Annotated in this window: 24 protein-coding genes; 11 read left to right on the top strand and 13 right to left on the bottom strand. The window is 72.6% G+C overall.

Annotated elements, in window-relative coordinates; genetic code table 11:
* Nucleotides 1-51 precede the first annotated feature (51 nt).
* A complete protein-coding gene (locus tag ROT00_RS16765) occupies nt 52-1,494 on the bottom strand; it encodes an NAD-dependent succinate-semialdehyde dehydrogenase (protein WP_404776179.1) in 1,443 nt (480 codons plus the stop codon).
* A gap of 55 nt (nt 1,495-1,549) precedes the next feature.
* Here ROT00_RS16765 and ROT00_RS16760 point away from each other — a divergent pair, with 55 nt between their 5' ends.
* Nucleotides 1,550-2,590 carry a LacI family DNA-binding transcriptional regulator gene (locus ROT00_RS16760; RefSeq protein ID WP_404776178.1) on the top strand — a complete coding sequence of 347 codons (1,041 nt, stop codon included), beginning with the start codon at nt 1,550-1,552 and terminating at the stop codon, nt 2,588-2,590.
* Between the two features lie 44 nt (nt 2,591-2,634).
* On the opposite strand, the gene ROT00_RS16755 is transcribed toward ROT00_RS16760, so the two are convergent.
* The 4 genes from ROT00_RS16755 to ROT00_RS16740 form a co-directional block, all read right to left on the bottom strand.
* Nucleotides 2,635-3,558, bottom strand: a complete 924-nt coding sequence (locus ROT00_RS16755) for a carbohydrate ABC transporter permease (RefSeq protein WP_404776177.1) — start codon at nt 3,556-3,558, stop codon at nt 2,635-2,637.
* Nucleotides 3,555-4,508: a carbohydrate ABC transporter permease gene (locus ROT00_RS16750; RefSeq protein WP_404776176.1), complete on the bottom strand. Its 954-nt coding sequence runs from the start codon at nt 4,506-4,508 to the stop codon at nt 3,555-3,557. Before ROT00_RS16750 ends, ROT00_RS16755 begins: the two co-directional genes overlap by 4 nt.
* Before the next feature lie 68 nt (nt 4,509-4,576).
* Complete coding sequence (locus tag ROT00_RS16745; protein WP_404776175.1) at nt 4,577-5,872, bottom strand: ABC transporter substrate-binding protein; 1,296 nt, start codon at nt 5,870-5,872, stop codon at nt 4,577-4,579.
* 131 nt (nt 5,873-6,003) lie between these two features.
* Entirely contained in the window at nt 6,004-7,017 is a 1,014-nt protein-coding gene (locus ROT00_RS16740; protein WP_404776174.1) for a hydroxyacid dehydrogenase, read from the bottom strand.
* 133 nt (nt 7,018-7,150) lie between these two features.
* Here ROT00_RS16740 and ROT00_RS16735 point away from each other — a divergent pair, with 133 nt between their 5' ends.
* Nucleotides 7,151-8,101 (top strand): aldo/keto reductase, encoded by a 951-nt coding sequence (locus ROT00_RS16735; protein WP_404776173.1) that lies wholly within the window; start codon nt 7,151-7,153, stop codon nt 8,099-8,101.
* Between the two features lie 25 nt (nt 8,102-8,126).
* Here ROT00_RS16735 and ROT00_RS16730 read toward each other — a convergent pair whose 3' ends face one another.
* Nucleotides 8,127-8,816 (bottom strand): ThuA domain-containing protein, encoded by a 690-nt coding sequence (locus tag ROT00_RS16730; protein WP_404776172.1) that lies wholly within the window; start codon nt 8,814-8,816, stop codon nt 8,127-8,129.
* 158 nt (nt 8,817-8,974) lie between these two features.
* On the opposite strand from ROT00_RS16730, the gene ROT00_RS16725 reads away from it, so the two are divergent.
* On the top strand, nt 8,975-9,262 hold the full coding sequence (locus ROT00_RS16725) for a hypothetical protein (RefSeq protein WP_404776171.1): 288 nt from the start codon (nt 8,975-8,977) through the stop codon (nt 9,260-9,262).
* Nucleotides 9,263-9,355: 93 nt separating this feature from the next.
* Here the strand turns inward: ROT00_RS16725 and ROT00_RS16720 are convergent, their stop codons facing one another.
* The 4 genes from ROT00_RS16720 to ROT00_RS16705 form a co-directional block, all read right to left on the bottom strand.
* A complete protein-coding gene (locus tag ROT00_RS16720; protein WP_404776170.1) occupies nt 9,356-10,030 on the bottom strand; it encodes a YoaK family protein in 675 nt (224 codons plus the stop codon).
* Nucleotides 10,031-10,068: 38 nt separating this feature from the next.
* On the bottom strand, nt 10,069-10,872 hold the full coding sequence (locus tag ROT00_RS16715; RefSeq protein WP_404776169.1) for an aminoglycoside adenylyltransferase domain-containing protein: 804 nt from the start codon (nt 10,870-10,872) through the stop codon (nt 10,069-10,071).
* A 58-nt stretch (nt 10,873-10,930) separates the two neighbouring features.
* The gene (locus ROT00_RS16710; protein WP_404776168.1) at nt 10,931-12,034 is read right to left on the bottom strand and encodes an MBL fold metallo-hydrolase; all 1,104 of its coding nucleotides are present in this window, start codon (nt 12,032-12,034) and stop codon (nt 10,931-10,933) included.
* A 94-nt stretch (nt 12,035-12,128) separates the two neighbouring features.
* Nucleotides 12,129-12,620 (bottom strand): MarR family winged helix-turn-helix transcriptional regulator, encoded by a 492-nt coding sequence (locus ROT00_RS16705; protein ID WP_404776167.1) that lies wholly within the window; start codon nt 12,618-12,620, stop codon nt 12,129-12,131.
* A gap of 74 nt (nt 12,621-12,694) precedes the next feature.
* Between ROT00_RS16705 and ROT00_RS16700 the strand changes: the two genes are divergently transcribed.
* Nucleotides 12,695-13,873, top strand: coding sequence for an FAD-dependent oxidoreductase (locus ROT00_RS16700; protein WP_404776166.1), 1,179 nt, complete (start codon nt 12,695-12,697; stop codon nt 13,871-13,873).
* Between the two features lie 23 nt (nt 13,874-13,896).
* Here the strand turns inward: ROT00_RS16700 and ROT00_RS16695 are convergent, their stop codons facing one another.
* Together ROT00_RS16695 and ROT00_RS16690 are read right to left on the bottom strand one after the other, a co-directional pair.
* Complete coding sequence (locus tag ROT00_RS16695; RefSeq protein WP_404776165.1) at nt 13,897-15,342, bottom strand: carboxylesterase/lipase family protein; 1,446 nt, start codon at nt 15,340-15,342, stop codon at nt 13,897-13,899.
* On the bottom strand, nt 15,339-16,064 hold the full coding sequence (locus tag ROT00_RS16690; RefSeq protein ID WP_404776164.1) for a class I SAM-dependent methyltransferase: 726 nt from the start codon (nt 16,062-16,064) through the stop codon (nt 15,339-15,341). The genes ROT00_RS16695 and ROT00_RS16690 overlap by 4 nt, the downstream gene beginning before the upstream one ends.
* Nucleotides 16,065-16,243: 179 nt before the next feature.
* Here ROT00_RS16690 and ROT00_RS16685 point away from each other — a divergent pair, with 179 nt between their 5' ends.
* The 4 genes from ROT00_RS16685 to ROT00_RS16670 all read left to right on the top strand — a co-directional run bounded on the left by ROT00_RS16685 (nt 16,244) and on the right by ROT00_RS16670 (nt 20,631).
* Entirely contained in the window at nt 16,244-17,104 is an 861-nt protein-coding gene (locus tag ROT00_RS16685) for a polysaccharide deacetylase family protein (protein ID WP_404776163.1), read from the top strand.
* A gap of 100 nt (nt 17,105-17,204) precedes the next feature.
* Nucleotides 17,205-17,828 carry a phosphatase PAP2 family protein gene (locus ROT00_RS16680; RefSeq protein WP_404776162.1) on the top strand — a complete coding sequence of 208 codons (624 nt, stop codon included), beginning with the start codon at nt 17,205-17,207 and terminating at the stop codon, nt 17,826-17,828.
* A gap of 164 nt (nt 17,829-17,992) precedes the next feature.
* Entirely contained in the window at nt 17,993-19,528 is a 1,536-nt protein-coding gene (locus ROT00_RS16675; protein WP_404776161.1) for an FGGY family carbohydrate kinase, read from the top strand.
* Between the two features lie 95 nt (nt 19,529-19,623).
* Nucleotides 19,624-20,631 carry an NAD(P)-dependent oxidoreductase gene (locus ROT00_RS16670; RefSeq protein WP_404776160.1) on the top strand — a complete coding sequence of 336 codons (1,008 nt, stop codon included), beginning with the start codon at nt 19,624-19,626 and terminating at the stop codon, nt 20,629-20,631.
* 35 nt (nt 20,632-20,666) lie between these two features.
* Here the strand turns inward: ROT00_RS16670 and ROT00_RS16665 are convergent, their stop codons facing one another.
* Nucleotides 20,667-21,581 (bottom strand): sugar-binding transcriptional regulator, encoded by a 915-nt coding sequence (locus ROT00_RS16665; RefSeq protein ID WP_404776159.1) that lies wholly within the window; start codon nt 21,579-21,581, stop codon nt 20,667-20,669.
* Nucleotides 21,582-21,764: 183 nt separating this feature from the next.
* On the opposite strand from ROT00_RS16665, the gene ROT00_RS16660 reads away from it, so the two are divergent.
* The 3 genes from ROT00_RS16660 (at nt 21,765) to ROT00_RS16650 (ending at nt 25,247) form a co-directional block, all read left to right on the top strand.
* Nucleotides 21,765-23,054 (top strand): MFS transporter, encoded by a 1,290-nt coding sequence (locus ROT00_RS16660; RefSeq protein WP_404776158.1) that lies wholly within the window; start codon nt 21,765-21,767, stop codon nt 23,052-23,054.
* Nucleotides 23,051-23,713 (top strand): class II aldolase/adducin family protein, encoded by a 663-nt coding sequence (locus ROT00_RS16655; RefSeq protein ID WP_404776157.1) that lies wholly within the window; start codon nt 23,051-23,053, stop codon nt 23,711-23,713. Before ROT00_RS16660 ends, ROT00_RS16655 begins: the two co-directional genes overlap by 4 nt.
* A 148-nt stretch (nt 23,714-23,861) precedes the next feature.
* On the top strand, nt 23,862-25,247 hold the full coding sequence (locus tag ROT00_RS16650; RefSeq protein WP_404776156.1) for an MFS transporter: 1,386 nt from the start codon (nt 23,862-23,864) through the stop codon (nt 25,245-25,247).
* Nucleotides 25,248-25,467: the final 220 nt, after the last annotated feature.

The following is a 25,467-nucleotide window of genomic DNA, read 5'->3' as shown; positions in this document are numbered from 1 at the left end:
TGGTGTGCGGCGCTCGTCCCCGGACGAGAGCGTCCGGGGACGCCGTCCGGGTCAGCCCTGCGCGATCAGCTTCCGGACCAGGTACTCGTCGACGGCCTCAGGGCCGCCCTCCGAGCCGAAGCCGGACGCCTTCCGGCCACCGAAGAAGGTGTCCCTCGCGCCGACGCCGAACCGATTGACGCTCACCATGCCGACGTCGAGCCCGCGGGGAATGCGCAACGCGCGGTCGGCGTCCGCGGTGAACAGATATGCGGCCAGCCCGTAGGGCAGCCCGTTCGCTCGGGCGAGGACCTCGTCCTCGTCGGTGAAGGTGCTGGTCGCGGCGATCGGGCCGAACGGCTCGTCGTGCATCACGAGTGCGTCGTCCGGCACCCCGGCGAGGAGCGTGGGGCGGACGAAGTAGCCGGCGCCATCGGCCGGACCGCCCGCGGCGAGCGTCGCCCCCCGCGCCAGCGCGTCGTCGATGAACGGGGCCATCGCGGCGAGCCGACGGGAGTTCGCGAGCGGGCCCATCTCGGTGGCGTCGTCGAAGCCGTCGCCGACGCGAACGGCGTCGAGCAGGGCGGCGAATCGCTCCACGAAGCGTTCGTGCACGCGCTCGTGCACGTAGAAGCGGACGGGCGAGCCGCACGACTGACCGGTGTTGTGGATCTTCGCCCCGAGCGCCTGCACCGCGACCGATTCCACATCGGCGTCGTCGAAGACGAGCACCGGGGCGTGCCCGCCGAGCTCGAGCATGACGGGCTTCGCGAGCCCGGCCGCCTGCTTCGCCACGAGCGTGCCGACGCCGATCGATCCGGTGAACGAGACCTTGCGGATGACGGGCGAGGCGATGAGCCGGGCCGAGATCGCCGCGGGGTCGCCGAAGAGCACGTTCAGGACGCCGTCGGGCAGGCCGGCGTCGGTCAGCGCCCGGGCGAGCGCTACGGCGCTCGCAGGGGTCTCCTCGGCCGGCTTGATCACGACGGTGCAGCCCGCGGCCAGCGCGGCGGCGACCTTGCGCCCGGGCACGGTGAGCGGGTAGTTCCAGGGTGTGAAGGCGGCGACCGGGCCGATGGGCTCCGAGACGACGAGCGTGCGGCCGTCCGCGGCCGCCGTCGGCAGCACGTGGCCGTAGGTGCGCGGCGCCTCGCTGGCGAGGCTGTCGATGATGTCGGCGGTGTAGTCGACTTCTCCGAGGGAGTCACCGTACGGCTTGCCGTTCTCGAGCGTCATCGCGACGGCGATCTCCTCGCGCCGTTCGCGCAGCAGCTGCGCACCCCGCATGAGGATCGCCGCCCGGCGGTGCGGTGAGGTGTCGCGCCACGGCACGAAGGCACGGTCGGCTGCGTCGAGCGCGCGCTCGACGTCGGCCTCCACGGCCACGGGCACCCGCCCGATGTGTTCGCGAGTGGCCGGGTTCTCGACGTCGACGGTGTCTCGTTCGTCGGCGCCGATCCACCGCCCGTCGATGAGCAGCTGCAGGTCCGGGTACGCGCGGTCGCCACTATGCATGCATCAGATCGTAGCAGGAATGCGCATTCCCGTCTCCGCCCGGTAGGCTTCCCTCGTGACCGCCGATGCCAGCTCCTCCCGCCGACCGGTGACACTGAGCGACGTCGCTCGCCTCGCCGGCGTCTCGCAGTCGACCGCGTCCCGCGTCATCAACGGATCGGCCAAGCGCGTCGACAACCGTTCGCGCACGCTCGTGCTCGATGCCGCACGCGAACTCGGCTACACCCCCAACCTCGCCGCCCAGGCGGTCGCCCGCGGCGCGTCGCGCACGATCGCTCTGATCACGAGCAGCGTCGCCGACGCCTACTTCGCGGCGATGACCGCAGCCATCATGCGAGCGGCCGAGGAGGTGGGCCTCAGGGTCTCCCTCGCCGTCAGCGACCGCCGCCTCGACCGCGAGCTCGAGCTCGTGCGCGAGCTTCGCGGGCAGCAGCCGCGGGCGATCATCCTCGCCGGCACCGGCTACCTGGACGCCCCGGCCGACCGCGCGCTCGAGACCGAGCTCGCCCGGTACCAGGAGACGGGCGGGCGGGTCGTGCTGATCAGCCGCTCGGACATGCCCTTCGAGACCGTCGACTTCGACAACTACGACGGCGCGCACCGACTCGCCGTGGAGCTCGCGGGGCGCGGGTACCGCACACCACTGGTGCTCGGCTCCGCGGCCCCGCTGCGCTCGCTGCAGGAACGCGTCGACGGCTTCATCGCCGGCTTCGCCTCGGTCGGCGTCGAGATCCCCGCCGAGCGCGTGCTGCATCCCGAGTTCAGCTGGCAGGGTGCGCACTCGCTGCTGCACGGCTTCGACCGGGATGCGCTCGCCGCGGCCGACCTGGTCTTCGCGATCTCCGACGACGTCGCGCTCGGCGCTCTTGCCAGCCTGCGCGAGCGTGGCATCGCCGTGCCGCAGGAGCTCGGCGTCGCGGGATTCGACGACATCACGACGCTGCGCGATGTCGTGCCGAAGCTCACGACCGTGCACGTGCCGCTCGACGAGGTCGCACGAGAGGCGGTCCATCGCGCAACGGCGGGCCCGAGCGAGCTCCGCCGCAACGTCATCCCGACCCGGCCGATGCTCCGCGAGAGCACTCCGCAGCGCTGAGCGGATGCCTCGGGCGGCTGGCCGCACGAGGCATCCACCGGCCGCTACGCCTTCACGCCGCCCGAGAGCAGGTCGAGCCGCCAGTAGCGTTGCAGCGACAGGAACAGGATCGCCACGGGGATGATCGCGAGCAGCGTGCCCATGATCACGAGCGAGTACAGCGCCGCCTGGGACGCCCCCGAGCGCAGCATCGCGAACAGGCCCAGCGTGAGCGGGAACTTCGTGTCGTCGGTGAGCATGATGAACGGCAGCAGGAAGTTGTTCCAGATCGCGATGAACTGGAGCAGGAAGACCGTCACCAGGGCCGGTGCCATCAAGCGGAGACCCGTCGAGACGAAGATGCGCCACTCCGAGGCGCCGTCGATGCGGGCGGCCTCCATGATCTCGTCGGGTACCGAGGACTCGGCGTAGATCTTGCAGAGGTAGATCGCGTACGGGCTGACCAGCAGGGGCAGGATCACCGAGAGGTAGCTGTTCGTGAGGCCCACCTGGGCGAGTAGCAGGTACTGCGGGATGGCGAGCATGATCTGGGGCAGCAGCACGCCCGCGACGATGAGGCGGAAGATCCACGTCGAGCCGCGGAACCGGTACTTCGCGAGCGCGTAGCCCGCGGCCGCGGCGATGAGGGTGGACGCCAGTCCACCGCCGCCCGCGTAGAGCGCCGAGTTCAGCATCCAACGGCCGAAGACGCCGTCCTTGTAGGCGAACAACCCGGTGAGGTTCTCCCAGAAGCCGCCGGTGAACGACGGGACCGCGGTCGGCGTCGAGAACAGCTCGGCGGGGGACTTGGTCGCGGCGACGAGGATCCAGAGCACCGGCAGCACGCAGTAGAGCGCGCCGATGACGAGGACGGCCGTCGAGAAGAGGTTGGTGCGGCGGCGCGCGGTCGTGCGCGCGGTGCGTCCGCGGGGGTGCCCGGCGTCGCCGTGCGCGACGGGCGTCTCGGTGCGGTCGAGGGCGATGGTCATGACTTCTTCCTCTGGCCGGAGCGTCCGATGGCGGAGCCGATGCTGTTGACGAGCACCGATGCGGCGACGGTGAGCGCCACGAGCAGCAGCGACGTCGCCGCGGCGCCGTAGATGTCGTCGTGCACGAACGCGTCGGTGTAGACCTTCATGAGCGGGACCCAGGTCGACGAGATGGCGTTCGCGAGGGGCCGTAGCGTGGTGGGCTCGTTGAACAGCTGCAGCGCGCCGAGCACGGAGAACAGCGAGCACATGACGATGGCCGGCTTGATCATGGGCAGCTTGACGCGGAGCGCGATCTGCAGTTCGCCGGCGCCGTCGAGCTTCGCGGCTTCGTACATCTCGCGGGGCAGTCCGCGGAGGGCCGTGTACATGATGACCATGTTGAAGCCGACCACGCCCCACACCGCGATGTTCGCGACGGAGAAGAAGACCTCGGTGCCGCCGAAGTAGTCCACGACCTCGCCGCCGATGGGGCTCGTCGCGGGCAGGTAGAGGAAGCCCCAGAGCAGCGAGGCGATCACCCCGGGCACCGCGTAGGGGAGGAAGATCGCGATGCGCCAGGCGCCCACGAGGCGCGTGCGGTCGGCGTCGAGGCAGAGCGCGAAGAGGGCGGCGAGGATGATCGTGGCGGGCACGCCGATGCCGGCGATGACGAGCATGCGTCCGAGGCTCGCCCAGAACTCGGCGTCGCCGAGTGTGGCCAGGTAGTTCGCGAATCCGACGAACTCCAGGCTGGTCTCGCCGCCGAGCAGGCCCCCGGAGACGCGGCGCTGCAGCAGGCTCAGGATGAAGGCGTAGATGCCGGGCGCGAAGGTGAACAACGCGAGCAGCACGAGCGCGGGTGCGAGGAGGGCCAGCGCGAAGCCGGTGTTTCTGCGGGATCGCCGCCGGGTGGTCGCCGATCGGCGACGGCTCGAGGCCGCCGTCTCGGGCGCGGTGCTGGTGCCCACTTTGCTCCTTCGTGGCCCGGGTGGGGACTGGATGGGGCGGGGAGGCCGAGCCGGCCTCCCCGCCGGGGTCACTTCTCGACCGAGAAGCCGAGCTTCTCCATGTCGTCGACCGTGACGGTCTGCATAGTCTTCAGCACCTCGCTGAAGGCCGTCCCGTCGGTGATCGCCTTGGCGAAGCCGTCGTTGTAGGCACCGAAGGTCACGGTGGCGTTCGGCCCCCAGATGTCGAAGCTGCGCGCGCTCTCGGCGATCGCGGCCACGTCGGCGTAGTAGCTCGGCTGGTTCGGCATGTAGGCCGGCGGGGTCTTCAGCGCGTCGAGCTGCTGTCCGTTCAGGGCGGCGGGGAAGATGTTGATCTTCTCGACCTGGAGGGCGAGCGCCTCGTCGCTGGTGTTGAACCAGTCGATGAACTTCGCAGCCTCGGCGGGGTGCTTCGAGTCCGTCGTGACGGCGGTGGCCGAACCGCCCCAGATGCCCGTCGTCGTGTCGCCGGCGGTCCAGGCGGGCAGCGAGGTCATGACCCACTTGCCGGCGCTGTTCGGCGCGATGCCGCCGAACTGCGCGGGGGCCCAGGCGCCGGAGATCCAGCCGGCGTAGGTGCCGTCGTCCATCTCCTTGTTCCACTGCGGGGACCAGAAGGGGTCGCCCTTGACGACGCCTTCGCCGATGAGCCCCTGCCAGTAGTCGGCGACCTTGACGGAGGCGTCGTCGTCGATGTCGACGGTCCAGGTCTCGCCGGAGGCGCTCCACCAGTTGGCGCCGGCCTGCTGGGTGAGCCCGGTGAACCAGCCCGGGTCGGTCGAGCTGAAGGTGCCGAGGTACTTCGAGGGGTCGGCGGCGTGCAGCGCACGAGCGGTCGCCGCGTACTCGTCCCAGGTGGTCGGGACCTTCAGGCCGTACTGCTCGAAGATGTCCTGGCGGTAGAAGAAGACGAGCGGTGCGAAGTCCTGGGGGAGACCGTAGGTCTTGTCCTCGAACTCGACCTGCGCGAACGCTCCGGGGGTGAAGTCCTTCGCGGCGTCGGGCACGTACTCGGTGATGTCGGCGGCCACGCCGTTCGCGATCAGCGCGGGGAGCGACTGGTACTCGACCTTGACGATGTCGGCCGCGTCGCCCGACTTGTGGGCGGTGAGGATGCGGCTGACGAGCTCGTCGCCGCCGGCAGGGTCGCTGAGCTTGACCTGGATGTCGGGGTTCTCCGAGTTCCAGACGTCGACGATGTCGGCCATCCCCGGGTCCCACGACCACATCTCGAGGGTGACCTCGCCATCGGCCGGCTGCTCACCGGCGCCGCCGGCGCTGCAACCGGCAAGAAGGGCGAGCGCGGCGACGCTTGCGCCGATCGCCGTGAGGGTTCTTCTCATTTGGGGGCATCTCCTTTGATGGGTGACCAGCTTGGAACTCCGGTGGGCATTCCGTCGACCGGTTCGGGATGGAACTCTGCGGGAATGCGCTTTCCTGATGCTAGGCATGCGCTTGCCCGCTGTCAACCCGATCACGCCATGGCGGCGAGATCGGCCAGTCCGACGGGGTGGGCGGCGGGTTCGCCGGCCACGTAGCGGCGGACCTCGTCGACGACCTGGGCGCCGAGGCGGTGGAGCTCGTTGCCGAGGGCGCCGGCCACGTGCGGGGTGAGCACGATGCCGGGCGTCGACCGGAGCGGGTGGTCGAGCGGCAGGGGCTCGGGGCTGGTGACGTCGAGGATCGCGCTGATCCGCCCCGCCGTCGCGGCCTCGACGAGCGCGTCCTGATCGACGATCGGCGCTCGGGAGGTGTTGATGAGCACCGCTCCGCCGGGCAGCGTCGAGATGAGCTCGCGGCTCACGAGTCCCACCGTCTCCGGCAGGAGCGGGGCGTGCACGCTCAGCACCTCGGACTCGGCGAACAAGCGCTCGAGCCCGACTTCGGTCGCCTGGCCGTGGAGCGGATCGTCGGCTCGGAGGTACGGGTCGCTGACGAGCACCTCGACGTCGAAGGGCTGCAGGAGTTCGATCACGCGCCGCCCGATCTTCGAGGCGCCGAGGATCCCCACCCGGCGGCGGTGGTTGCCGATCCGAGGGAACTCCTGCTCGAGATCGAGCTCCGGCCGATCCCGGTAGGCCTCGATGATCGACGGCACCCCCTTGCCTGCGAGCAGGATCGCGGCGAGGGTGTACTCGGCCACGGGCAGGGCGTTCGCCGCGGCGGCCGTGGTGACGAGGATCCCGCGTTCCCAGGCCGACGGATCGATGTGCTCCTTGACGGTCCCGGCCGCATGGAAGATCGCGCGCAGCCCGGGAAGGCGCTCGAGCGCCGCCGGAGTGATGGCCGGGCAGCCCCAGCCGGAGATGAGCACCTCGGTCTCGGGAGGCACCGGGGCGAGGGAGTCGAACGAACCGGTTCCCTCGACCGCGAGCAGCCCGTCGAGGGCCGCGAGCTGCGATGGGGTGAAGAGCCGGTCGACGAGCCCGTCGCGCATCACGAAGGCGGCGCGGGGGCGGGCTCGCCCTGCGATCGGGTCGGTGCGCATCAAGCCTCCTTGCAGACGAGACCGAGGGCGGGCTAGCATCGCCTCGATCGAGCAGGAATACGCATTCCTGCTCGAGCGAATGTAGCAGCATCTTCCCGGCCGTGGCGGTCGGGGTCGGATCGAAGGAGCTCGATTGACCACGACGACGGCACCCGCACTCGCAGCCGGCACCGGCTCGTGGGTGGCATGGAACGAGGCCTCTCCGACGGTGGACACCCCCGAAGCCGAGACCGCCGGGCTCGTCGCACGGATCTTCGGGGGCAGCGGCGTCCGCGCCATCGACACCTCGAACAACTACGGGCACGGGGAGACCGAACGCCGGATCGGGCGGGCGATTCAGGCCCTCGGCGGAGTGCCAGACGGCATCGTGATCCAGACGAAGGCCGACCGCGATATGCGCAGCGGGGAGTTCACGGGCGCCCGGGTTCGCCGCTCGATCGATGAGAGCCGCGAGCGGCTCGGTCTCGACGTCCTCCCACTCGTCTACTTGCACGACCCGGAGAACATCTCGTGGGCCGAGGTGACCGCCGTCGACGGCCCCATGGCGGCGCTCGTGGAAGCGCGCGCCGCGGGCACGGTGCTGCGGATCGGCGTCGCGGGCGGCCCCGCCGCGCTGATGCGGCGCTTTCTCGAGACCGGGCACTTCGACGCGCTCATCACCCACAACCGCTTCACGCTCGTCGACCGGAGCGCCGACGCGCTCCTCGACCTCGCCCACTCGCTCGGCGTCGACACGGCGAATGCCTCACCGTACGGTGGCGGGTTCCTCACGGCGTGGCCGCCGCCGACGGACCGCTACGCCTACGACATCGCCGACCCGCGCATCGTCGAGGCGGCCGCCGTCGCCGCGTTGCTCTGCGCCGAGGCCGGAGTGCCGCTCGCCGCGGCCGCGCTCCGCTTCTCGACCGACGATCCGCGCATCGACCGCACGATCATCGGCATGCGCACGACCGCCGATCTCGACGCGACCGACGCGCTGCTCGCCGTGAAGCTGCCCGGTGGGCTGCTCGACGCGCTCCGCGAGCTCCCGCTCGATCGCGCCGCCTGGTCGGGCGGCTGGCAGGACGGCCCCGCCGAGCGCTGAGTGGCCGGACTCGCCCGCAACGCTGCTAGGTCGCAGCGAGCCAGCGCAGCGCGCCGGTGAGCAACGCGCGATGCCCGGCCGATCGGTACGACCGTGCGTCGTGCCCGAGTGCTGAGTACACGAGCCGCGACCGCCCGAGCTCGCGGGCCCACGCGAGCGGATGCATCCGGCCGGCTTCCTCGTGGGCGGCGAGCACCGTGCTCGTCTCCTCGAAGCCGGCGTTCGGGACGAGGTCGGTGTACCGCTCGTCGAAGACCTCGAAGTCGCCGAGGCCCCGCACGATCGGGTGATCACCCACGACGAGGACCCTGGCATCACCCTGGTCGGGGTGCCATGAACGGCCACGTTCCCAGCGGGCGCCGAGCGCAGCGCCGAAGGCCGGCACCTCGCGCAGGGCGGCCGCCCCCGAGTGCACGACGAGGATGCCGATGCCGCGATCGAGTGCGGCATCGAACCGTTCGGCGGCCAGGGCGCTCAGCTCGGCGTCGGCCGGGGCGCTCGGCACGGAGCCATCGAGGCCGGGGCCCTCGGGATCGCCCGCGTTCACGACGACGAGCGAGGAGCGCTCCGACAACTCGGCGAGTCCTTCGAGGGCGCCGGGGACGGCCTCGACCTCGAAACCGGTCGCCGAACCGAGCTCGGCGATCGCCGCAGATGTCTCCGCGTACGGGTGCCAGGGGTCGGCCGATCGACCCGCGCCGCTGAGGATGGTCATCCGCATCAGAGAGTCTCCCATCGAGGTCGTGTGTGGGAAAGCGCATTCCATCCTACCTGGCCTCCCGGGGCGTGCATCCCTGGGCTTTCGCGGGGCGGCACCTCGGGGCCGCGCTCGTCCTGGCTCGGCGGGGCCGCAGCGAGCCCTACGATCGAGGCATGCGCCTCATCGGATCCATCCGCCCCGTCGCCACGACCGAGCTCGTCGCCGAGGGGCACGACCGGGGCTCCGCGTACGACGCCCTCGTGGCGCTCGTCCCTGCCGGGCACGTGCTCATCCAGGCGCACTTCTCGATGAAGGAGGGCATCACGACGGCGAAGGGCGTGATCCGCGCCGACCGCAGCGAGCCCATCGAGGCGGAGGGCCCCGATTATGCGACCGCGAACGCGGCGCTCGAAGCGGCCGTGCCCGAGGGATACGTGCTGCTGAACCGCGTGCCGGCGTAGCCGAGCGGAGCGAGCGCCGGCCCGAGCGGTCGCCGGCGGTCCACGTCATGCGTCGGCCGAGACCTCGCGGCGCGCAGCCATCGCCCCGCCCGCCTAGGCCCGGCCGGCCCGCCCTGCCTGCGCGACGGTGACCGCGATGGTGATCGCGATCGCCGCGAGCCCGCCCGCTGCGGGCAGGAGCGCGAGCCCGTCGAGCGCGCGGTGCGCGGCGGCCCCGATGACGGCACCGCCGGCCAGCGAGCCCCAGAGCAGGAGCGGGCGCCGCCACGCCGTCCTGGAGCGTCCGGTGACGAGCGCCGCGAGCGCCAGGCCGAGGCTCACGAGCGTCCCTGTCGCATAGGTGATCGCGACGCGTGCACGCCCGTCGGCGAGGTAGAGCGTGTTGAGCGCGCCCATCGCGGCGGCGAGGAGCCCGAACCGCCAGGCGGCGTCCGGGACCAGAGCGAGCGCCGCGGTCGCCGCGACGGCCGCTGCGGCCGCGGCGATGATCCAGGCGCGCCTCGTCCCGTGCGCACCGAGCGCGCCGCCCAGGGCGACGCCGACGACGAACGAGGCGACGAGCCCTAGCGGCAGCAGCGCGTCGGCGAGCCCCACGTCCCAGAGCTCGACCCCGGCCTGCGTCGAGTTCCCGCTCATGAAGGAGACGAACAGCCCGCTCGTCTCGATGAACCCGACCGCGTCGACGTAGCCGGCGATGAGCCCGAGTGCGACGGAGAGGGCGATGCCGCCACGAGAGACCTCCCGCACTCGTCCTCCGTTCCGCGTCACCGGCCAGGGTACCGCTGGCCAGGCGGGCTCCGTGCTGGTTACTCGCGCCCCGGCGTCGCGGCGCGGCCGGCGAGCTCCTCGGCGTGCCGCGCGAGCGCGTGCGAGAGCGCGGTGACCTCCTCGCCGAGTCCCGTCCAGTCATCGGCCGCGACGCCGAGGTAGCCGTCCCGCGCGCGTTCCATGAGCGCCCGTGCGTCGGGCGGCAGCGTGGCGGCCACGGCGGTGGCCGCGACATCCTTCGGCACGATGTCGCCCCCGGTGCGCAGGGTCGTGACGATGCGCGCGAAGGCGAGGAGCGTGTTGCGCTCGTCGCCGACGATCTCCTCGAGGATGTCGGGGATGATCCCCAGCATCGCCTCGGTGAGCGCCGACATCGGCACGGGCTGGACGACGTCGGCGAGCGGCGCGCCGCGCAGCACGCGGTGCGCGGTCTGCGCGGTCGCGAGCAGGATCGGGACGTCCGGGTCGTCAGTCGGCTCCAGCGTCGAGCCGGCCAGGATGTCGGCGCGCAGCCACTCGCCGAACTGGTAATCGTGCACCGCCGGCTCGGGCCAGCGGCCATCCGCCCCGATCACCACGCAGGTGAGCTCGAGCGAGCGCCCCTCCGCCGCCTCGGGGAACGTGTCGGCGTGCCCCGACCAGGCCGAGGAGTCGAGCAGCACGCGGGTCAACTCTTCGCGCTCGGTCGTCGTCAGCGAGCGCCTCGTCAGCACCAGGAGGTCGATGTCGCTGTCGGGCCTGAGGCCGCCCGACACGGATGAGCCGTACAGGTAGACGCCGGCGAACTCACCCGGCTCGGCACGATCGAGGTGGGCGAGCACGGGCGCGAGGAGTTCGTCCATCCTCCGACGCTAGCAAGGGCGGCCGGGGCCTCGACTTCGTTCCGCTCTCGGCAGATCACTACCTCCGCTTCCGGCCGACGCCGATCGCGTCGCCGTCGCGGCCCACGATCACCTCGCCGCGGAAGCCGGTGCGCGCCTTGCGCTTCCAGACGGCGTCGCGCACCTCGCGGATGCCGGCGGGCACGAGGTGGCTGAGCACGAGCGTGCCGACGCCGGCCCGCGTCGCGAGCTCGCCGAGCTGCTCGGACCGGGTGTGCGTGCGTGAGAACGTCTCCGCCAACCGCGGGTTGATCGCCGCGAAGTAGTCGTGGTCGTACGCCTCGTGCACGAGCACGTCGGCGCCCTGGGCGAGCCGGACCAGGTTGTCCGACGGGGCCGTGTCGCCGCTCACGACGACCGAGCCGTCGGCGGTGTCGAAGCGGAACGCGAAGGAGGGGAACACGGGCGGGTGGTCGACGAGGATGGCGCTGACGCGCACGAATCCGTCGTCGAGGATCTGGAACGGCTCCATGATCGGTACGCGGTTCGCCGGGCTCGCGCCGACGTCGGGCAGCTCGAGATCGTGCGGCGCGATGACGTTCCAGATGTCGGGCTTGCGGCTCTCCGCCATCCGCGTGTTCAGGTCGTACGCCGTCGCCGCGACCGCGGTGCGGAGGAAATCGCTGAGTCCCGGCGTCGGGGCATCCGGCTGCTGCACGGGAGCGCCGGGCGCCTGCGGGACGGCGCCGGCCGGCCCGGGCCCGTAGACGTCGACGCGCTGCGAGATGTTCCCGCGGGCGCCGGGCGCGCCGTAGTTCAGCCAGAACAGGTTGTAGACCTCGGCCAGGTGGTCGGAGTGCAGGTGCGTGACGAAGACCGCGCGGATCTGCTCCATCGTGAGGCCGGCCTGGGCGTACGCGGTCACCGCCCCCGGGCCGAGGTCGATCAGGTAGACGCGGTCCTCGACGACGAGCGCGGTGCAGATGCCGAGCCGGCCCTCCTGCGGCGGCGGGCCGCCGGCGGTGCCCGCGAGCACGACCCTGGTGCGGTGGTTCGGCGCCCGGAGCGGGGAGGCTGCGGCGGGGCCCGCCCCGAGGGCGAGGGAGCCGGCGCCGAGGGCGGCGGCTCCGGTGAGCATGCCGCGTCTGCTGAGCTGCGAGCGCGATCCGGCGTCAGGCGTCATGGGCTGATTCCTCCATTGGATTCAGTATCCAAAGCACCATAGCGAGGATGCCTCGACGCGAGCAAGCACGGAGTCCGGCCGCCGGACGTTCGGGTCAGGATCGCGCGCGCGGCTCCCGGCGCAGGCGCTCGGTCTCGTCGCGGTTGAAGGCGGCGGCGCGCTCGAGGAACTCGGTCGCGAAGCGGATCTGCTCCTCGCTCAGGGTGTCGAGGTAGTCGTTCCAGCGATCCGCGACGCCCCCGTAGACGGGGCCGACCGCGGCGAAGATGGCCTCCGGCAGGGCGGCCACGAGCACTCGGCGGCGGTCGGCCTCGTCGCGGCTGCGCGTGACGAATCCGCTCCGCTCGAGCCGGTCGAGCATGGTGGTGATCGCCCCGCCTGCGGTCAGACCGGTGCGCTGTGCGAGTTCGCCCGGCGTGGCCGGCCCCTCGCTCAGCAGCAGGCCGAGCGCTTGGAGGTCGGTGCCGTTGAGCCCGGCGGAGCGCGCGACGGCGTCCTGGAACAGCACGGCGTGCGCCATGAAGCCCCGCATCGCCTCGGCGTGCTCGGCGATGGCGCGCGCGCGGCTTGAGGAGGAGTCGACCACCTGATAACCTCTCTAAAATAGAGAGACTCGAACTTCGAGACTCTGTCCACCTCCAATCTAGCGAAGGGCGAGCCATGCCAGAGGCGCTCATCATCGGCGGCGGTGTCGCCGGGCCCGCGACCGCGCTGTTCCTGCACCGGGCCGGCTGGGACGTGCGGCTGTTCGAATCGCGCGGCGAACCCGACTCCTACGGCGGGCTGTTCCTGAACGTCGCCAGCAACGGGCTCGCGGTGCTCGAAACCCTCGGGCTGCGCGAGCGGCTCGTCGCCGACGGGCACCTCAGCCCCTACCTCGAGATGTGGAGCGGCCGGGGCCGCAAGCTCGGCACCGTCCCGAACGGCCCCGCAGGGGCGCCCGAACGCGGCTCGGTCGGCGTCCGCCGGGCCTGGCTGCACCAGGTGCTGCGGGACGCGGTCGAGGCTGCGGGCATCCCGATCGCCTGGGGTGCGCGGCTCGACGGCATCGAGGAAGCGGCGGGTCGCGTCACGGCACGCTTCGCCGACGGCGGCAGTGCCGGGGGCGAGGTGCTCATCGGCTGCGACGGCATCGGCTCGTTCACGCGGAGCTGGATCGACCCGAACGCCCCGGAGCCCTCGTACACCGGCATCCTCAGCGTCGGCGGCTTCGCCCGGGTGCCGGGGCTCGAACCGACCCCGCTCCGCCAGCACATGGTCTTCGGCGACCGCGGATTCTTCGGCTACCTCGTCCGCGAGGACGGCACGGTGTACTGGTTCGCCAATCCGAGCCGCCCCGCGGGGGACCGGGCCGCGCTGCGGGACGTGCCGGCATCCGCCTGGCTCGACGAGCTGCGCCGGGCGCACGCCGCCGATCCCGACCCGGTGCCGCGGATCCTCGACGGCGTGGAGGGGGAGATCGGGGCGTACGGCATCTTCGACCTCGCGCACGTGCCGCGCTGGCACCGGGGCCGCGTCGTCGCCGTCGGCGACGCCGTGCACGCGACCTCGCCCAACGCCGGCCAGGGTGCCTCCCTCGCGCTCGAGGATGCGGCGACGCTCGCGGGCTGTCTCCGCCGCGAGGCCGATCCCACCGCCGCCTTCGACGAGTTCGAGCGGCTGCGTCGGCCGCGCGTCGAGGCGGTCGTCGCCTACGCGCGGAAGCTCGGCCGTCAGAAGCAGGGCGGGGGATCCCGATTCGCGACGGCGGTCCGCGACCTCATGCTGCCGGTCTTCCTGAAGAACGCGATGAACGACACCAGGAACGACCACCTGTACGCGTACCGCGTGCCGGAGTAGGGGCACCCGCCCCGGCGCTCGCGCTACCCGAGTGCGTCGACCACCTCGGCCCGCCGCTGCGGCACCGTCTGCGCGCGCTCGTCCCACACCCGGGTCATCCGCCCGTCGGTGAACGCCGGCCAGCCGGGGTCGCCCGTCGCGATGAAGGCGACCCAGGCAGCGTGCATGTCCCGCGCGAGCGCGGCCGGGGCATCCGTCCCGCTCAGACGCACCGCGTCCTCGTCGTCGAGCCGATCGAAGGCGAACGCGATCTCGATCGCGTGCGCCGCGCGGAGCTCGCGGACCGGGCTCGGCCAGGCGAACTCGTACACGAAGGTCGGCGCGATCCGCGACCGGGCGAGGCGAGTGGCGGGGGCGCGCAGCAGCCGGTCGGTGACGAGCTGGCCGAGGACCTCGCCCGGCGAGGCGTCGGGGTAGGCGCGGCGCACCGCCCGCGCGGCGCGCTCGGGGATGCGCATCACGCGCCGGGCGAGCCAGGCCTTCATCCGGCCGATCTCGCCGAGGGCCTCCGGGCTCAGCCAGAGCCGGTACTCGTCGGTGTTGGTGCCGATGAGGATCGGCACCTCGGCATCGACCAGCGCCTCGATCGGGGAGGCGGGCAGGGTGTCCGGGTCGATCGCGAGCGCGAAGCCCGGCGCTCCGTTCAGCGGCGAGGATCCGGCGGCGATCTCCGAGCGGGCCCGCAGCAGCTCGCCGGTCGGCGCGGCGGCGAAGGCCTCGCGGGTGGCCGGGATGCCGAGCCGCTCCGCGATCGCATCGGACGCGCGTCGCGCCTTCGCCGGCACGACCGCCTCGAGCGGGCCCGACTGGATGATGGCGCCGGCGACGAGGGCGCGGGATGCCGGGCGCGCGAGCAGGGCGGCGACGAGCGCGCCGCCCGCCGATTCGCCCATGATCGTGATGCGGGCGGGGTCGCCGCCGAACGCCGCGATCTCCCGGTGCACCCACTCGAGTGCGAGGGCCGCGTCGAGCAGCCCGAGGTTCCGGGGTGCGCCGTCGAGCACGCTGAAGCCCTCGGCGCCGAGCCGGTAGTTCGCCGAGACGAAGACGACGCCGTCGCGCGCGAAGGTCGTGCCGTCGTACCCGGGCTGAGCCGCAGCGCCCCGCTCGAGGGCCCCGCCGTGCAGCCAGAGCACGACCGGCGCCGGGGCAGGGGCGGCGGCCGCCGCGGTCCAGACATTGACGGTGAGCACGTCGTCGCCCTCGATCACGGGGCAGCTGAGCAGCTCGCCGAGCGCGCCGCGGTACGGCGGCTGCGGCGCCGTCGGCCCGAACCGCTCGGCCGCGCGGACGCCCTCCCAGGGCGCGACGGGGACGGGGGCGGCGAAGCGGTGGGTCCCGGTGGGCGGCACGGCGAAGGGGATGCCGAGGAAGCGGCGGACGCCGCCCTCCTCGAGGCCGCGAACGGCCCCGGTCGAGAGCGATGCGACGGCGGGGGCGGCGGACCGGGGCTTCTCCGACTCGATCATCCGTCCAGCGTAGGGCTGCCGGCGCGCTGCTCCGGGGAGGCCGCCCTGACCGCGCGGACCACGACGTCGTGCAGCTCGATCTCGCGCCCGCCGGGTGCCACGGCGCGGCGGGGGCGCTCGAACGCGGCGGCGATCGACCACTCGTCGGCGTCGAGCCGGGCGACGACGGCGTCGGCGCTCGCGCTCGCCTGCTCGGGATGCCCGTGGTCGTGCTGGTGGCCGACGACGAGCAGGGTGCCGCCGGGCGCGACCCACTCGGCGATCCGCGCGTAGAAGTCGAGCTGCGGCATCGCCGGGTGCGCGTAGAAGGTCGTGACGAGGTCGAAGCGCTCGCTCGGCGCCCAGCTCCCGAGGTCGGCCTGCCGCCACTCGACGCGCTCGGCCCCCGGTCGGCGCCGCGCTCGCCGCAGCGCCTCAGCCGAGACGTCAGCCGCCGTGACCCGCCAGCCGCGCTCGGCGAGCGCGAGGGCCTCGCCGCCCTCGCCGCAGCCCGCCTCGAGCGCGGTGCCCGGCGCGAGGCCGGCGAGCTCGGCGAGGTGCGGGTTCGGGGGAGCGGCGCCGTGCGGGTCGGCCTCGGTCCAGTGCGCCTCCCAGTAGGCGCCGTCGAAGGCGTGGGCCTCGTCGTGCGCGGGCGCATGCCCGTGCGCGTGCGGTTCCTCCTGCGTCGGCTCCGGTGCGCCGGGGTGCTCGTGGTCGTCCGGGGCGTCGTGCTCGCGCGTCATCCGGGCAGCCTAGTCAGCCCGATGCGCGCCCGCACGTCGTGCCGATCCGAGCGGCGATCTCGCTCGCGAGCGGCACCCCCAGAACGCGGGGAGATGCCGCGCCGGGGCGGCCGCGGCCGCAGGCGCCGTGCGAAGATCGCCGCGAGCAGGGCATCGACGTTCACCCGGGGGGAGTGGGCATGCGCAGCGGAGCGAACCACGGCGAACCGTCCCGCCGCGCCGTCCTCGGCTTCGGTGCCGCCGCGCTCGTGAGCGGCACCCTCGCCGCGTGCGCCGGAGAGCGTCCCGCGGCACCGGTCGCCACGGCGCCGAGCACGCCGACCGCGCCGCCGCCGCGACCGGGGCCGGCCGCGGTGCCCGGCGCGGTGCACGTCGAGACCCGCCAGGCGGCACCGGTGCTCGACCGGGTCGACGCCCCGTCCGAGCCGATCACGGGGCTGCCCGGCGAGGGGACCCTGCTCGCGTGGACCGCCGACGACGGCACCGACTCCGCCGTCGTCGCCGCGTACGCCGCCTTCGCCGCGACGACCGGCGTGCGGCTCACCCTCTTCGCAACGGGCTGCTACGACGCCTGGACCGACAACGCCGACGCGTTGCGACCCCTCGTCGACGCCGGGCAGGTGCAGCTCGCGAACCACACCTGGAGCCACCCGGACCTCACGGAACTCGGCGACCAGGAGATCGTCGACGAGCTGCAGCGCACCCACGATCTGCTCGGAACGCTCTACGGCGTCGACGCGCGCCCCTTCTTCCGGCCGCCGTTCGGCTACTACGACGACCGCGTGATCGCCGCGGCCGCGTCGATCGGATACACGACGCCGACGCTCTGGTACGGCTCGCTCGCCGACTCGGGGCTCGTGTCGGAGCAGCAGATCGTGGACCTCGCGGGGGAGTGGTTCCTGCCGCAGCACATCGTGATCGGGCATCTGAACTTCGACCCGGTGACGAAGGTGTTCCCGCAGCTGCACGGCATCATCGCCGATCGCGGGCTCACGACGGTCACGTTGAACGACGTGTTCCGGAGCGAGTACCACCCCTGATGAAACTCAGGGTCGGCGGTCGATGTCGATCGAACGGATGACGCGGGGGCCGACTCGAGGCGGATGACGCCTCACGCCCGTCCACGTACGGTCGAGGTCCATGTCGCTCCGCCATCCGCTCCTCCTGCCCGCCGTCCTGCTGCTCGCGCTCGCCGCGGCGTTCCTGCTCCTGTCCGTCGTTCCGGGCAATCTGCCGGGGAGGATGCACGAGGCGGTCGCCCCGGCGGCGGCACTGCCGGGAATCGGCGCGCTGACGCTCGTCGCGCTCGGATCGCTGGGCGGGCTGTGGCTGCTCGTCGCCATCCGCCTGCTGCGCGGCCGGGACCGCCGTCGGCTGCTGGGCTTCGGTGTCGCGAGCGCCGCGGTGCCGCTCGCCTACGCTGCGAGCGAGGGGATCAAGCTGCTCGTCGGGCAGGGCCGGCCGTGCTGGTCGAGCGGGATCGCGGCGGACTGTCCGCCGGCGGGGGACTGGTCGTTCCCCTCGAACCACGCGACGGTCGCCTTCGCCCTGGCCGCCGTGATCGCCCTGGCCGCCGAGCGCCGGGTCACGGTCTGGCTCGCGCTCGTCCTCGCGATCGTCGCGGCGTCGGCCCGGGTGCTCGAGGGAGTGCACTACGCGCACGATGTCGCCGCGGGCGCGCTGCTCGGCGTGCTCGTCGTCTCGATCGCCTGGTGGCTGCTGCGGCCGCGCGCGAGCGCCAGTTCCGTGGCGGCGCGTCAGTAGTGGTGGCGCAACGCGGCCGAACTGGCGCGGACGCAACGCGCGGGCGGATGCATCGCGGTGCGCGGACGGATGCGCCGCGGGCGGACGGCATTGGACCGATCGCGGTTCGCGAGGTACGCTGTGAACAATCGATCACGCACGCGTACTAATGTTCGGATGGGCCCATGCAGAGACGCACCCCGATTGTCCTCGGAATCGACGCCGGCACGACCTCGGTCAAGTCGGTCGCGTTCCGGCTCGACGGCACGATCGCCGGCGTCGCCAGATCGAGCGTGCGCATCGAGCGCGACGCCCGCGGCCGCGCCGAGGCGGACCTGGATCGGATCTGGGATGCCGCGTCCGCCACGATCACCGCGGTGCTCGAGGAGGTGCGCGCCGACGACGACCCCGAGATCCTCGCCATCGGCATCACCGGTCAGGGCGACGGCGCCTGGTTCGTCGACCGCGAGGGGCGGCCCGTGCGGCCCGCCGCGCTCTGGCTCGACGGCCGCGCCACGGAACGGCTCGAGACCTGGCGGGCCGACGGCCGCGCCGGTGCCGTGCAGCGTGCGACCGGGTCGCCGCTGTTCGCGGGCGCGCTGCCGCTCCTCGCCGAGGAGCTCTTCGAGGCCGAGCCCGAGACCCGGGAGCGCTTCGCCCACCAGCTGAACTGCAAGGACTGGCTGCGCTACCGGCTCACCGGCGAGATCGCGACCGACCCGAGCGAGGCGTCCCGCACCTACCTCGACACCGCGACCGGCGCCTACTCGGCCGAACTCGTCGACGCGCTCGGGCACGAGCGCATCCGGGCGGGCCTGCCGGAGGTGCGCGATCCGCAGTCGCTCGCCGGTCGGGTGACCGCCGCCGCGGCCGCGCAGCTCGGGCTGCCGGAGGGCACGCCCGTCGCCGTCGGCCTCGTCGACACCGCGGCCGCCGGCGTCGGCCTCGGGGCGATCGGTGACGGCCAGGGCTACGCGATCCTCGGCACCACCGGCTTCGTCGGCGTCAATCAGCCGAGCCGTGCGCACGTGCGCAGTGACGCCGGCATCGTGCTCTCGACCGGTCGCGGCACGCAGGTGCTCGAGTCGATGGCGCCCATGACCGGCACGCCGAACCTCGACTGGGTGCGTGCCACGCTCGGGCTGACCGGCGACCACTGGGCCGAGGTCGAGCGCCAGGCCGCCGCGGTTCCGGCCGGTTCCGGCGGCGTGCTCTACCTGCCCTATGGCTCCCCGAGCGGCGAGCGCGCGCCCTTCCTCGACTCGGCGGCCTCGGCCTCGTGGCACGGCATGAGCGTCACCACGACGCCCGCCGAGCTGCTGCGCGCGGGCTACGAGGGCATCGCCTTCTCGCTGCGCGAGAGCCTCGACGTGCTCGGCGTCGCCGGCGCGCTGCTCGTCTGCGGGGGCGGCTCGGAGTCGGACCTGCTCTGCGCGATCCTCGCCGACGTGACCGGCCGCGAGATCGTCCGGCAGGACGCCCCCGAGGTCGGCGCGCGCGGGGTCGCGAGCCTCGCGCTCGTCGCCTCCGGGCACGCGGACGATCTCGCCTCGGCCGTCGAGGCCCTCGCGCCCGACACGAGCGTGTTCGCACCGGATGCCGAGCGCTCCGCCGTCTACGCCGAGGCGTACGGCGACTTCCTCGCCATCCGCGACGCGATGCGCCCGCACTGGCCCGCGCTGCGGAGGCTCCGTGCCGCCTCGACGCGGCTCGCCGGCTGAGGCATCCCACCGCCCTCCGTCCGCGCCCCGTCGCCGCGCGCCCGTCCCGGCCCACCGACCACCGACTCACCGATCCACTCCGAGGAGGAGCCCCCGTGACCCACCGACCCAAGATCCTCGTGACCGCCGCCTTCGACGCCGGCGTCGCGGCCGCCCTCGCCGACGCCTTCGACGTCGTGCTCGTCGAGGCGACGATGGACGGCGCCTCCCTCGCGAGCCGCGGCCTCGAGGCCGAGCTCGCGAGCGCGGAGGTCATCGTCGCGGAGCTCGACGTCGTCGACGCGGCGACGCTCGCGCTCGCGCCGGCGCTGAAGGCGGTGGTCTCCTGCCGTGCGAAGCCCGTCAACGTTGACCTCGACGCCTGCACCGCCCGCGGCATCCCCGTCATCACCACGCCCGGCCGCAACGCCGAGGTCACCGCCGACCTGAGCTTCGCCCTGCTGATGGCGACCGTGCGCCACGTGAGCGCCTCCGAGCGCTGGCTCCGCGAGGGCAACTGGACCGCCGACGACGTGTTCGAACCGTACGAGCGCTTCCGCAGCATCGGCCTCGGCGGGCGCACCCTCGGCGTGCTCGGCGGGGGCGCGGTGGGGCGGCGGATGGTCCGGCGGGCCCGCGGCTTCGGCATGGACGTGCTCGTCTACGACCCCTTCCTGCCCGCCGACGCCTTCGGCGAGGAGGCGCGCATCGCCCCGCTCGACGAGGTCATGTCGAGCGCCGACATCGTGACCGTGCACGTGCCGCTCATGCCCGAGACCGAGGGGCTGATCGGCGCCCGCGAGCTCGCGCTCATGAAGCCGAGCGCGTTCCTCGTGAACGCCGGCCGCGCCGCGATCATCGAGGAGGCCGCGCTCATGGAGGTGCTGCGCGAGCGGCGCATCGCGGGCGCCGGCTTCGACGTCTTCTACGAGGAGCCGCTGCCGCGCGACTCCGAGCTGTTCTCGTTCGAGCACGTCACGATGACCCCGCACATCGCGGGCGCCTCCGACGACGTGATCGCCGAGCACTCCCGGATCGCGGCCACCGCGCTGCGGAGCTGGCTCGCCGGCGAGGAGGTGCCGGGTGTGGCCAATGCCCGCGCGCTCGCCGAGCGGGCGGTGTAGCCGGTCCCGGGACTCGCCGGCTGCGCGCGCCGCGCTCAGCCGGCGAGGAGCGCCTTCGCCGTGTCGGAGTCGGTGACGAGCAGGTTCACGAGCCCGCTGGAGAGCGCGGTGCGCAGCGCGGCGAGCTTCGTCTCGCCGCGGGCGATTCCGAGGCGGTTCGGGATGGCCCGCAGCTCGTCGAGGCCGAGACCGACGACGCGCGCATCGAGCGCGCCGTGCACGGCCTCGCCATCCGCGTCGAAGAACCGTCCGGCGAGGTCGCCGACCGCCCCGTCGGCGAGGAGCCGCTCGCGCTCGGCCTCGCCGAGGGAGGAGAGCAGCAGGCCCTGCCCGCGCGCCGTGCCGCCGATGCCGGCGACGAGGGTGTCGGCACGGGCGGCGAGCTCGAGCACCTCGCGGACGCCGGGGTCGGCCAGGGAGGCCGCGGCCGCCTCCGGGGAGGCGGCGAGGAGCGGGGCGGGCAGGTGGAACGCGCGGCCGTTCGTGCGGCGGGCGAAGGCGAGGGCGAGCTCGTGCGGGTTCGCGCCGTTGACGAGTCCGCTGACGCTGCCGGCGACGGGCACGAAGCTCGCGGCGAGCGGCTGCTCCGGGAATTCCTCGGCGACGAGGGCGACGGCCGTGGAGAGGCCGAGCGCGACCACCGCGTCGCGGTCGAGCTTCGCGGCGAGCGCCTCGGCGCCGACGCTGGCGAAGGCGCGGGCGGCCTTCTGCTCGTCGGCGACGCTGGGGGAGATCCACACCTGGCGCAGCCCGAACGCGGCGGCGAGGTCGCGCTCGTCGTCGGCGAAGAGCGACTCCTCGACGTGCACGATGATCTCGACGACGCCGGTCTCGCGGGCCTCGGCGAGGAGCCGGGTGACGCGGATGCGGGAGACGCCGAGCGTGTCGGCGATCTCCTGGTGCGTCAAGCCGTGCTCGTAGTACATGCGTGCGACGCGACCCAAGAGCATGCCGTCATCCTCCCATGCGCTGCCCCGGCGCGACCGTCGTGCCGGGCCCAGTCCCGGGTCCGGGCTTGACAGCGCCACGGCTTCGCCGGATGATGACTGAGCAGAAGTTCATTCTTGTGAACAAATGTACACGATCCCCCGATGTATCGCAGCGAGACTGCGCACTCAATGAGGAGTCCACCCATGACCGCCACCCCCACGGCCGGCACCGAGACCTGGTTCGGCCGGCTGCTCCGCACGCAGGGCATCGCCCGCCCGCTCGCCTGGGGCTTCGTCGCCCTGACGATCTTCATGATCGGCGACGGCATCGAGGCCGGCTTCCTGTCGCCCTACCTCGACGAGCTCGGCTTCGAGGCCGGCCAGGTCGCCACGCTCTGGGCCGTCTACGGCATCGTCGTCGCGGTCGCCGCCTGGCTGAGCGGCGCCCTCGCCGAGGCCTGGGGGCCGAAGCGGGTGATGATGCTCGGCTTCGCCATCTGGGTGGTCTTCGAACTCGTCTTCCTCGTGTTCGGCGTGATGGGCGGCAACTACGGCGTCATGCTGCTCGCCTTCGGCATCCGCGGCCTCGGCTACCCGATGTTCGCCTACGGCTTCCTCGTCTGGATCACCATCGGCACCGATGAGCAGGTCATGGGCCGCGCGGTCGGCTGGTACTGGTTCTTCTCGACGCTCGGCCTCGGCGTGCTGAGCTCCTACTTCGCCGGCGCCGTCATCCCGGTCATCGGCGAGCTCGCGACGCTCTGGATGGCGCTCGCCTTCGTCGTCGTCGGCGGCCTCATGGTGCTCTTCCTCCTGCGGAACCCCGTCACGCAGAAGGTCACGCTCGCGAACAGCGTCAAGGGCGTCGTCTCGAGCATCACGATCGTCGCGTCGAATCCGAAGGTCGGCGTCGGCGGCGTCGTGCGCATCATCAACACGCTCTCGTTCTACGCCTTCGTCGTCTTCCTCACGACGTACATGGTGCGCGACGTTGGCTTCGGCCTCGCCGAGTGGCAGGCGATCTGGGGCACCATGCTCGCGGCGAACGTCGCGGCCAACCTCATCTCGGGGTACCTGTCCGACTGGATCGGCCGAGTCAACGTGGTGGCCTGGGCCGGCGGCATCGGCTGCTTCGTCACCGTGCTCGCTCTCTACTACGTGCCGACCGCGATCGGCCCGAACTTCGGCATCACCATCGCCATCGCGATCGTCTACGGCCTCGCGCTCGGCATGTTCGTGCCGCTCTCGGCGATCGTGCCGCTGCTCGCCCCGCAGCACAAGGCGGCCGCCGTCGCGATCCTGAACCTCGGTGCGGGCCTCAGTCAGTTCGTCGGCCCCGTCATCGCCGGGCTCGTCACGCCGATCGGCATCCAGGGCACGGTCTGGATCATCGCCTCGCTGTACCTCGTGGGCTTCGGCCTCACCTTCCTGCTGCGCTCGCCGAAGGACGACGGGCTCGGCACCTTCCCGACCCCCGAGAGGATCACCGCATGACCGCCGCATCCCCGGCGCCCGCCGCATCCGCCGCCTTCGACGCCCGCACGCGGGAACTCGTCGCCGAACTCGTGGGCGTGGGCTCGGACATCGTCGCCCGCGGGCTCGCCCTCGCATCCGGCGGCAACCTCTCGGCCCGCATCGACGAGGAGCGCTTCGTCGTGACCGGCGCCGGCACCTGGCTGGACCGCCTGACCCCGGACGACTTCGCCGTCATGACGCTCGACGGGGAGGTGCTCGCCGGCGCGACGCCGTCGAGCGAGTGGAAGCTGCATCAGCGCAGCTACGCCGTGCGCCCCGATGTGCACGCGGTCGTGCACGTGCACCCGCAGCACGCGGTGCTGCTCGACGCGCTCGGCCGGGACATCCGCCTGATCACCCTCGACCACGCGTACTACGTGCGCTCGATCGGCCGCACGCCGTTCTTCCCGAACGGCTCCGACGCGCTCGCCGACAGCGCCGCCGAGCAGGCGCGCCAGCACGACTGCATCGTGATGGGGCACCACGGCTGCTCGGCGCTCGGGGACTCGGTGGCGATGGCGTTCCGGCGGGCGCTGAACCTCGAGGAGGCGGCGACCGCGACGTACCGCGCGCTGCTGCTGGGGGACACGGACACCACGTTCCCGCCGGAGGAGTTCGCGGCCCTGCACCACGCCTGAGCGTGCTCGCGTGCGGTCGGGTCGAGAAGAAATCTGAAATCGTATATCATCATGGATGCCGGTCGTCGACGACCCCCTCGTCGCGACCGCCCTCGGTGATCGTGCGGCGCTCGCTCACCGAGCCCCTGATCAGACGAAGGAGTCAGCCATGAGCGCAGCAGAGCACCCTCCGGGGCTCACCCCGACCGGCACGATCGCGCAGGCGGCCGACCGCAGGCGAGTCGTCTTCGCCACGGTCGTCGGCACCACCGTCGAGTGGTACGACTTCTTCATCTACGCCTCGGCGGCGGGCCTCGTGTTCGGCGAGCTGTTCTTCGCCCCGGCGGGTCCGGGCGTCGGCACGCTGCTCTCCTTCCTCACCGTCGGCATCAGCTTCCTGTTCCGCCCCTTCGGCGCGTTCCTCGCCGGGCACCTCGGCGACAAGTACGGCCGCCGCCTCGTGCTCATGCTGACGCTCATCCTGATGGGTGTCGCCACGGCACTCATCGGTCTCCTGCCGACCTACGCCGCGATCGGCGTCGCGGCGCCGATCCTGCTGATCCTGCTCCGCGTCGTGCAGGGCATCTCGGCGGGCGGCGAGTGGGGCGGCGCGGTGCTGATGGCGGTCGAGCACGCGCCGCGGACGAAGCGCGGCCTCTTCGGTGCCTCCCCGCAGATCGGCGTGCCGCTCGGCCTGCTGCTCGCCTCGGGCACCATGGCCCTGATGGCCGTCATCGCGCCCGGCGACGCCTTCCTCGTGTGGGGCTGGCGCATCCCGTTCCTGCTCAGCGTCGTGCTCATCCTGATCGGCTACTACGTGCGCCGCAGCGTCGAGGAGAGCCCGGTCTTCGTCGAGATCGCGGACCGCAAGGAGCAGACGCGGATGCCGATCATCCAGCTGTTCCGCAAGCACCTGCTGCTCGTGATCATCGCGGCGCTCGTCTTCGCCGGCAACAACGCGGTCGGCTACATGACGACCGGCGGATACATCCAGAACTACGCGACGAACCCCGAGGGCCCGATCGCGCTCGAGCGCGGCCCGGTGCTCTGGGCGGTCGCGGGCTCGGCCGTCACCTGGCTGCTCTCGACGTGGTTCGCGGGCTGGTTGAGCGACCGGATCGGACGCCGCACGACCTACCTCATCGGCTGGGTGCTGCAGCTCGGCGGCGTGTTCGCGCTGTTCCCGCTCGTGAACACGGGCGAGGTGGGACTGCTCTTCCTCGGGCTCGCGGTGCTCACGATCGGCCTCGGCTTCACGTACGGGCCGCAGGCGGCGCTCTACTCGGAGCTGTTCCCCGCGTCGATCCGCTTCTCCGGCGTCTCGATCTCCTACGCGATCGGCGCCATCCTGGGCGGGGCGTTCGCGCCGTCGATCGCGACGGCCCTCGTCGACGCGACCGGCACGACGATGTCGGTCACCTGGTATCTCGCGGGCATGACGCTCCTCGGGCTCGTGGCGAGCCTGCTGCTGCGCGACCGCAGCGGCATCCCGCTCGGGCCCGACCACGAGGCCGAGCAGGCGAAGAGCCCGATCTACGGGCTGAGCAAGGCCTGAGCGCAGCCCGGCGCGCCGGGCGATACGAGCGGGGGGGGGGCGGCCCCCCAGTCGTTTCGCGCCCCCGCCCGCGTGCGCGCCCACCCCGCGCCGCCACACCCCGGGCGTTGGTGCTCGGTGCCGCCTCACACCTCTCGGGGGATTATAAAAAAACTATCAAAATTCTAGGGGGGGTGTGCTTGTCTTCTTGTTCTTCCCGCAGACCCCCCCACATCCACAA

The sequence above is a fragment of the Agromyces mediolanus genome (assembly GCF_044917495.1).
Taxonomy (GTDB): domain Bacteria; phylum Actinomycetota; class Actinomycetes; order Actinomycetales; family Microbacteriaceae; genus Agromyces; species Agromyces mediolanus_B.
This window is presented reverse-complemented; position numbering and strand designations above follow the sequence as displayed.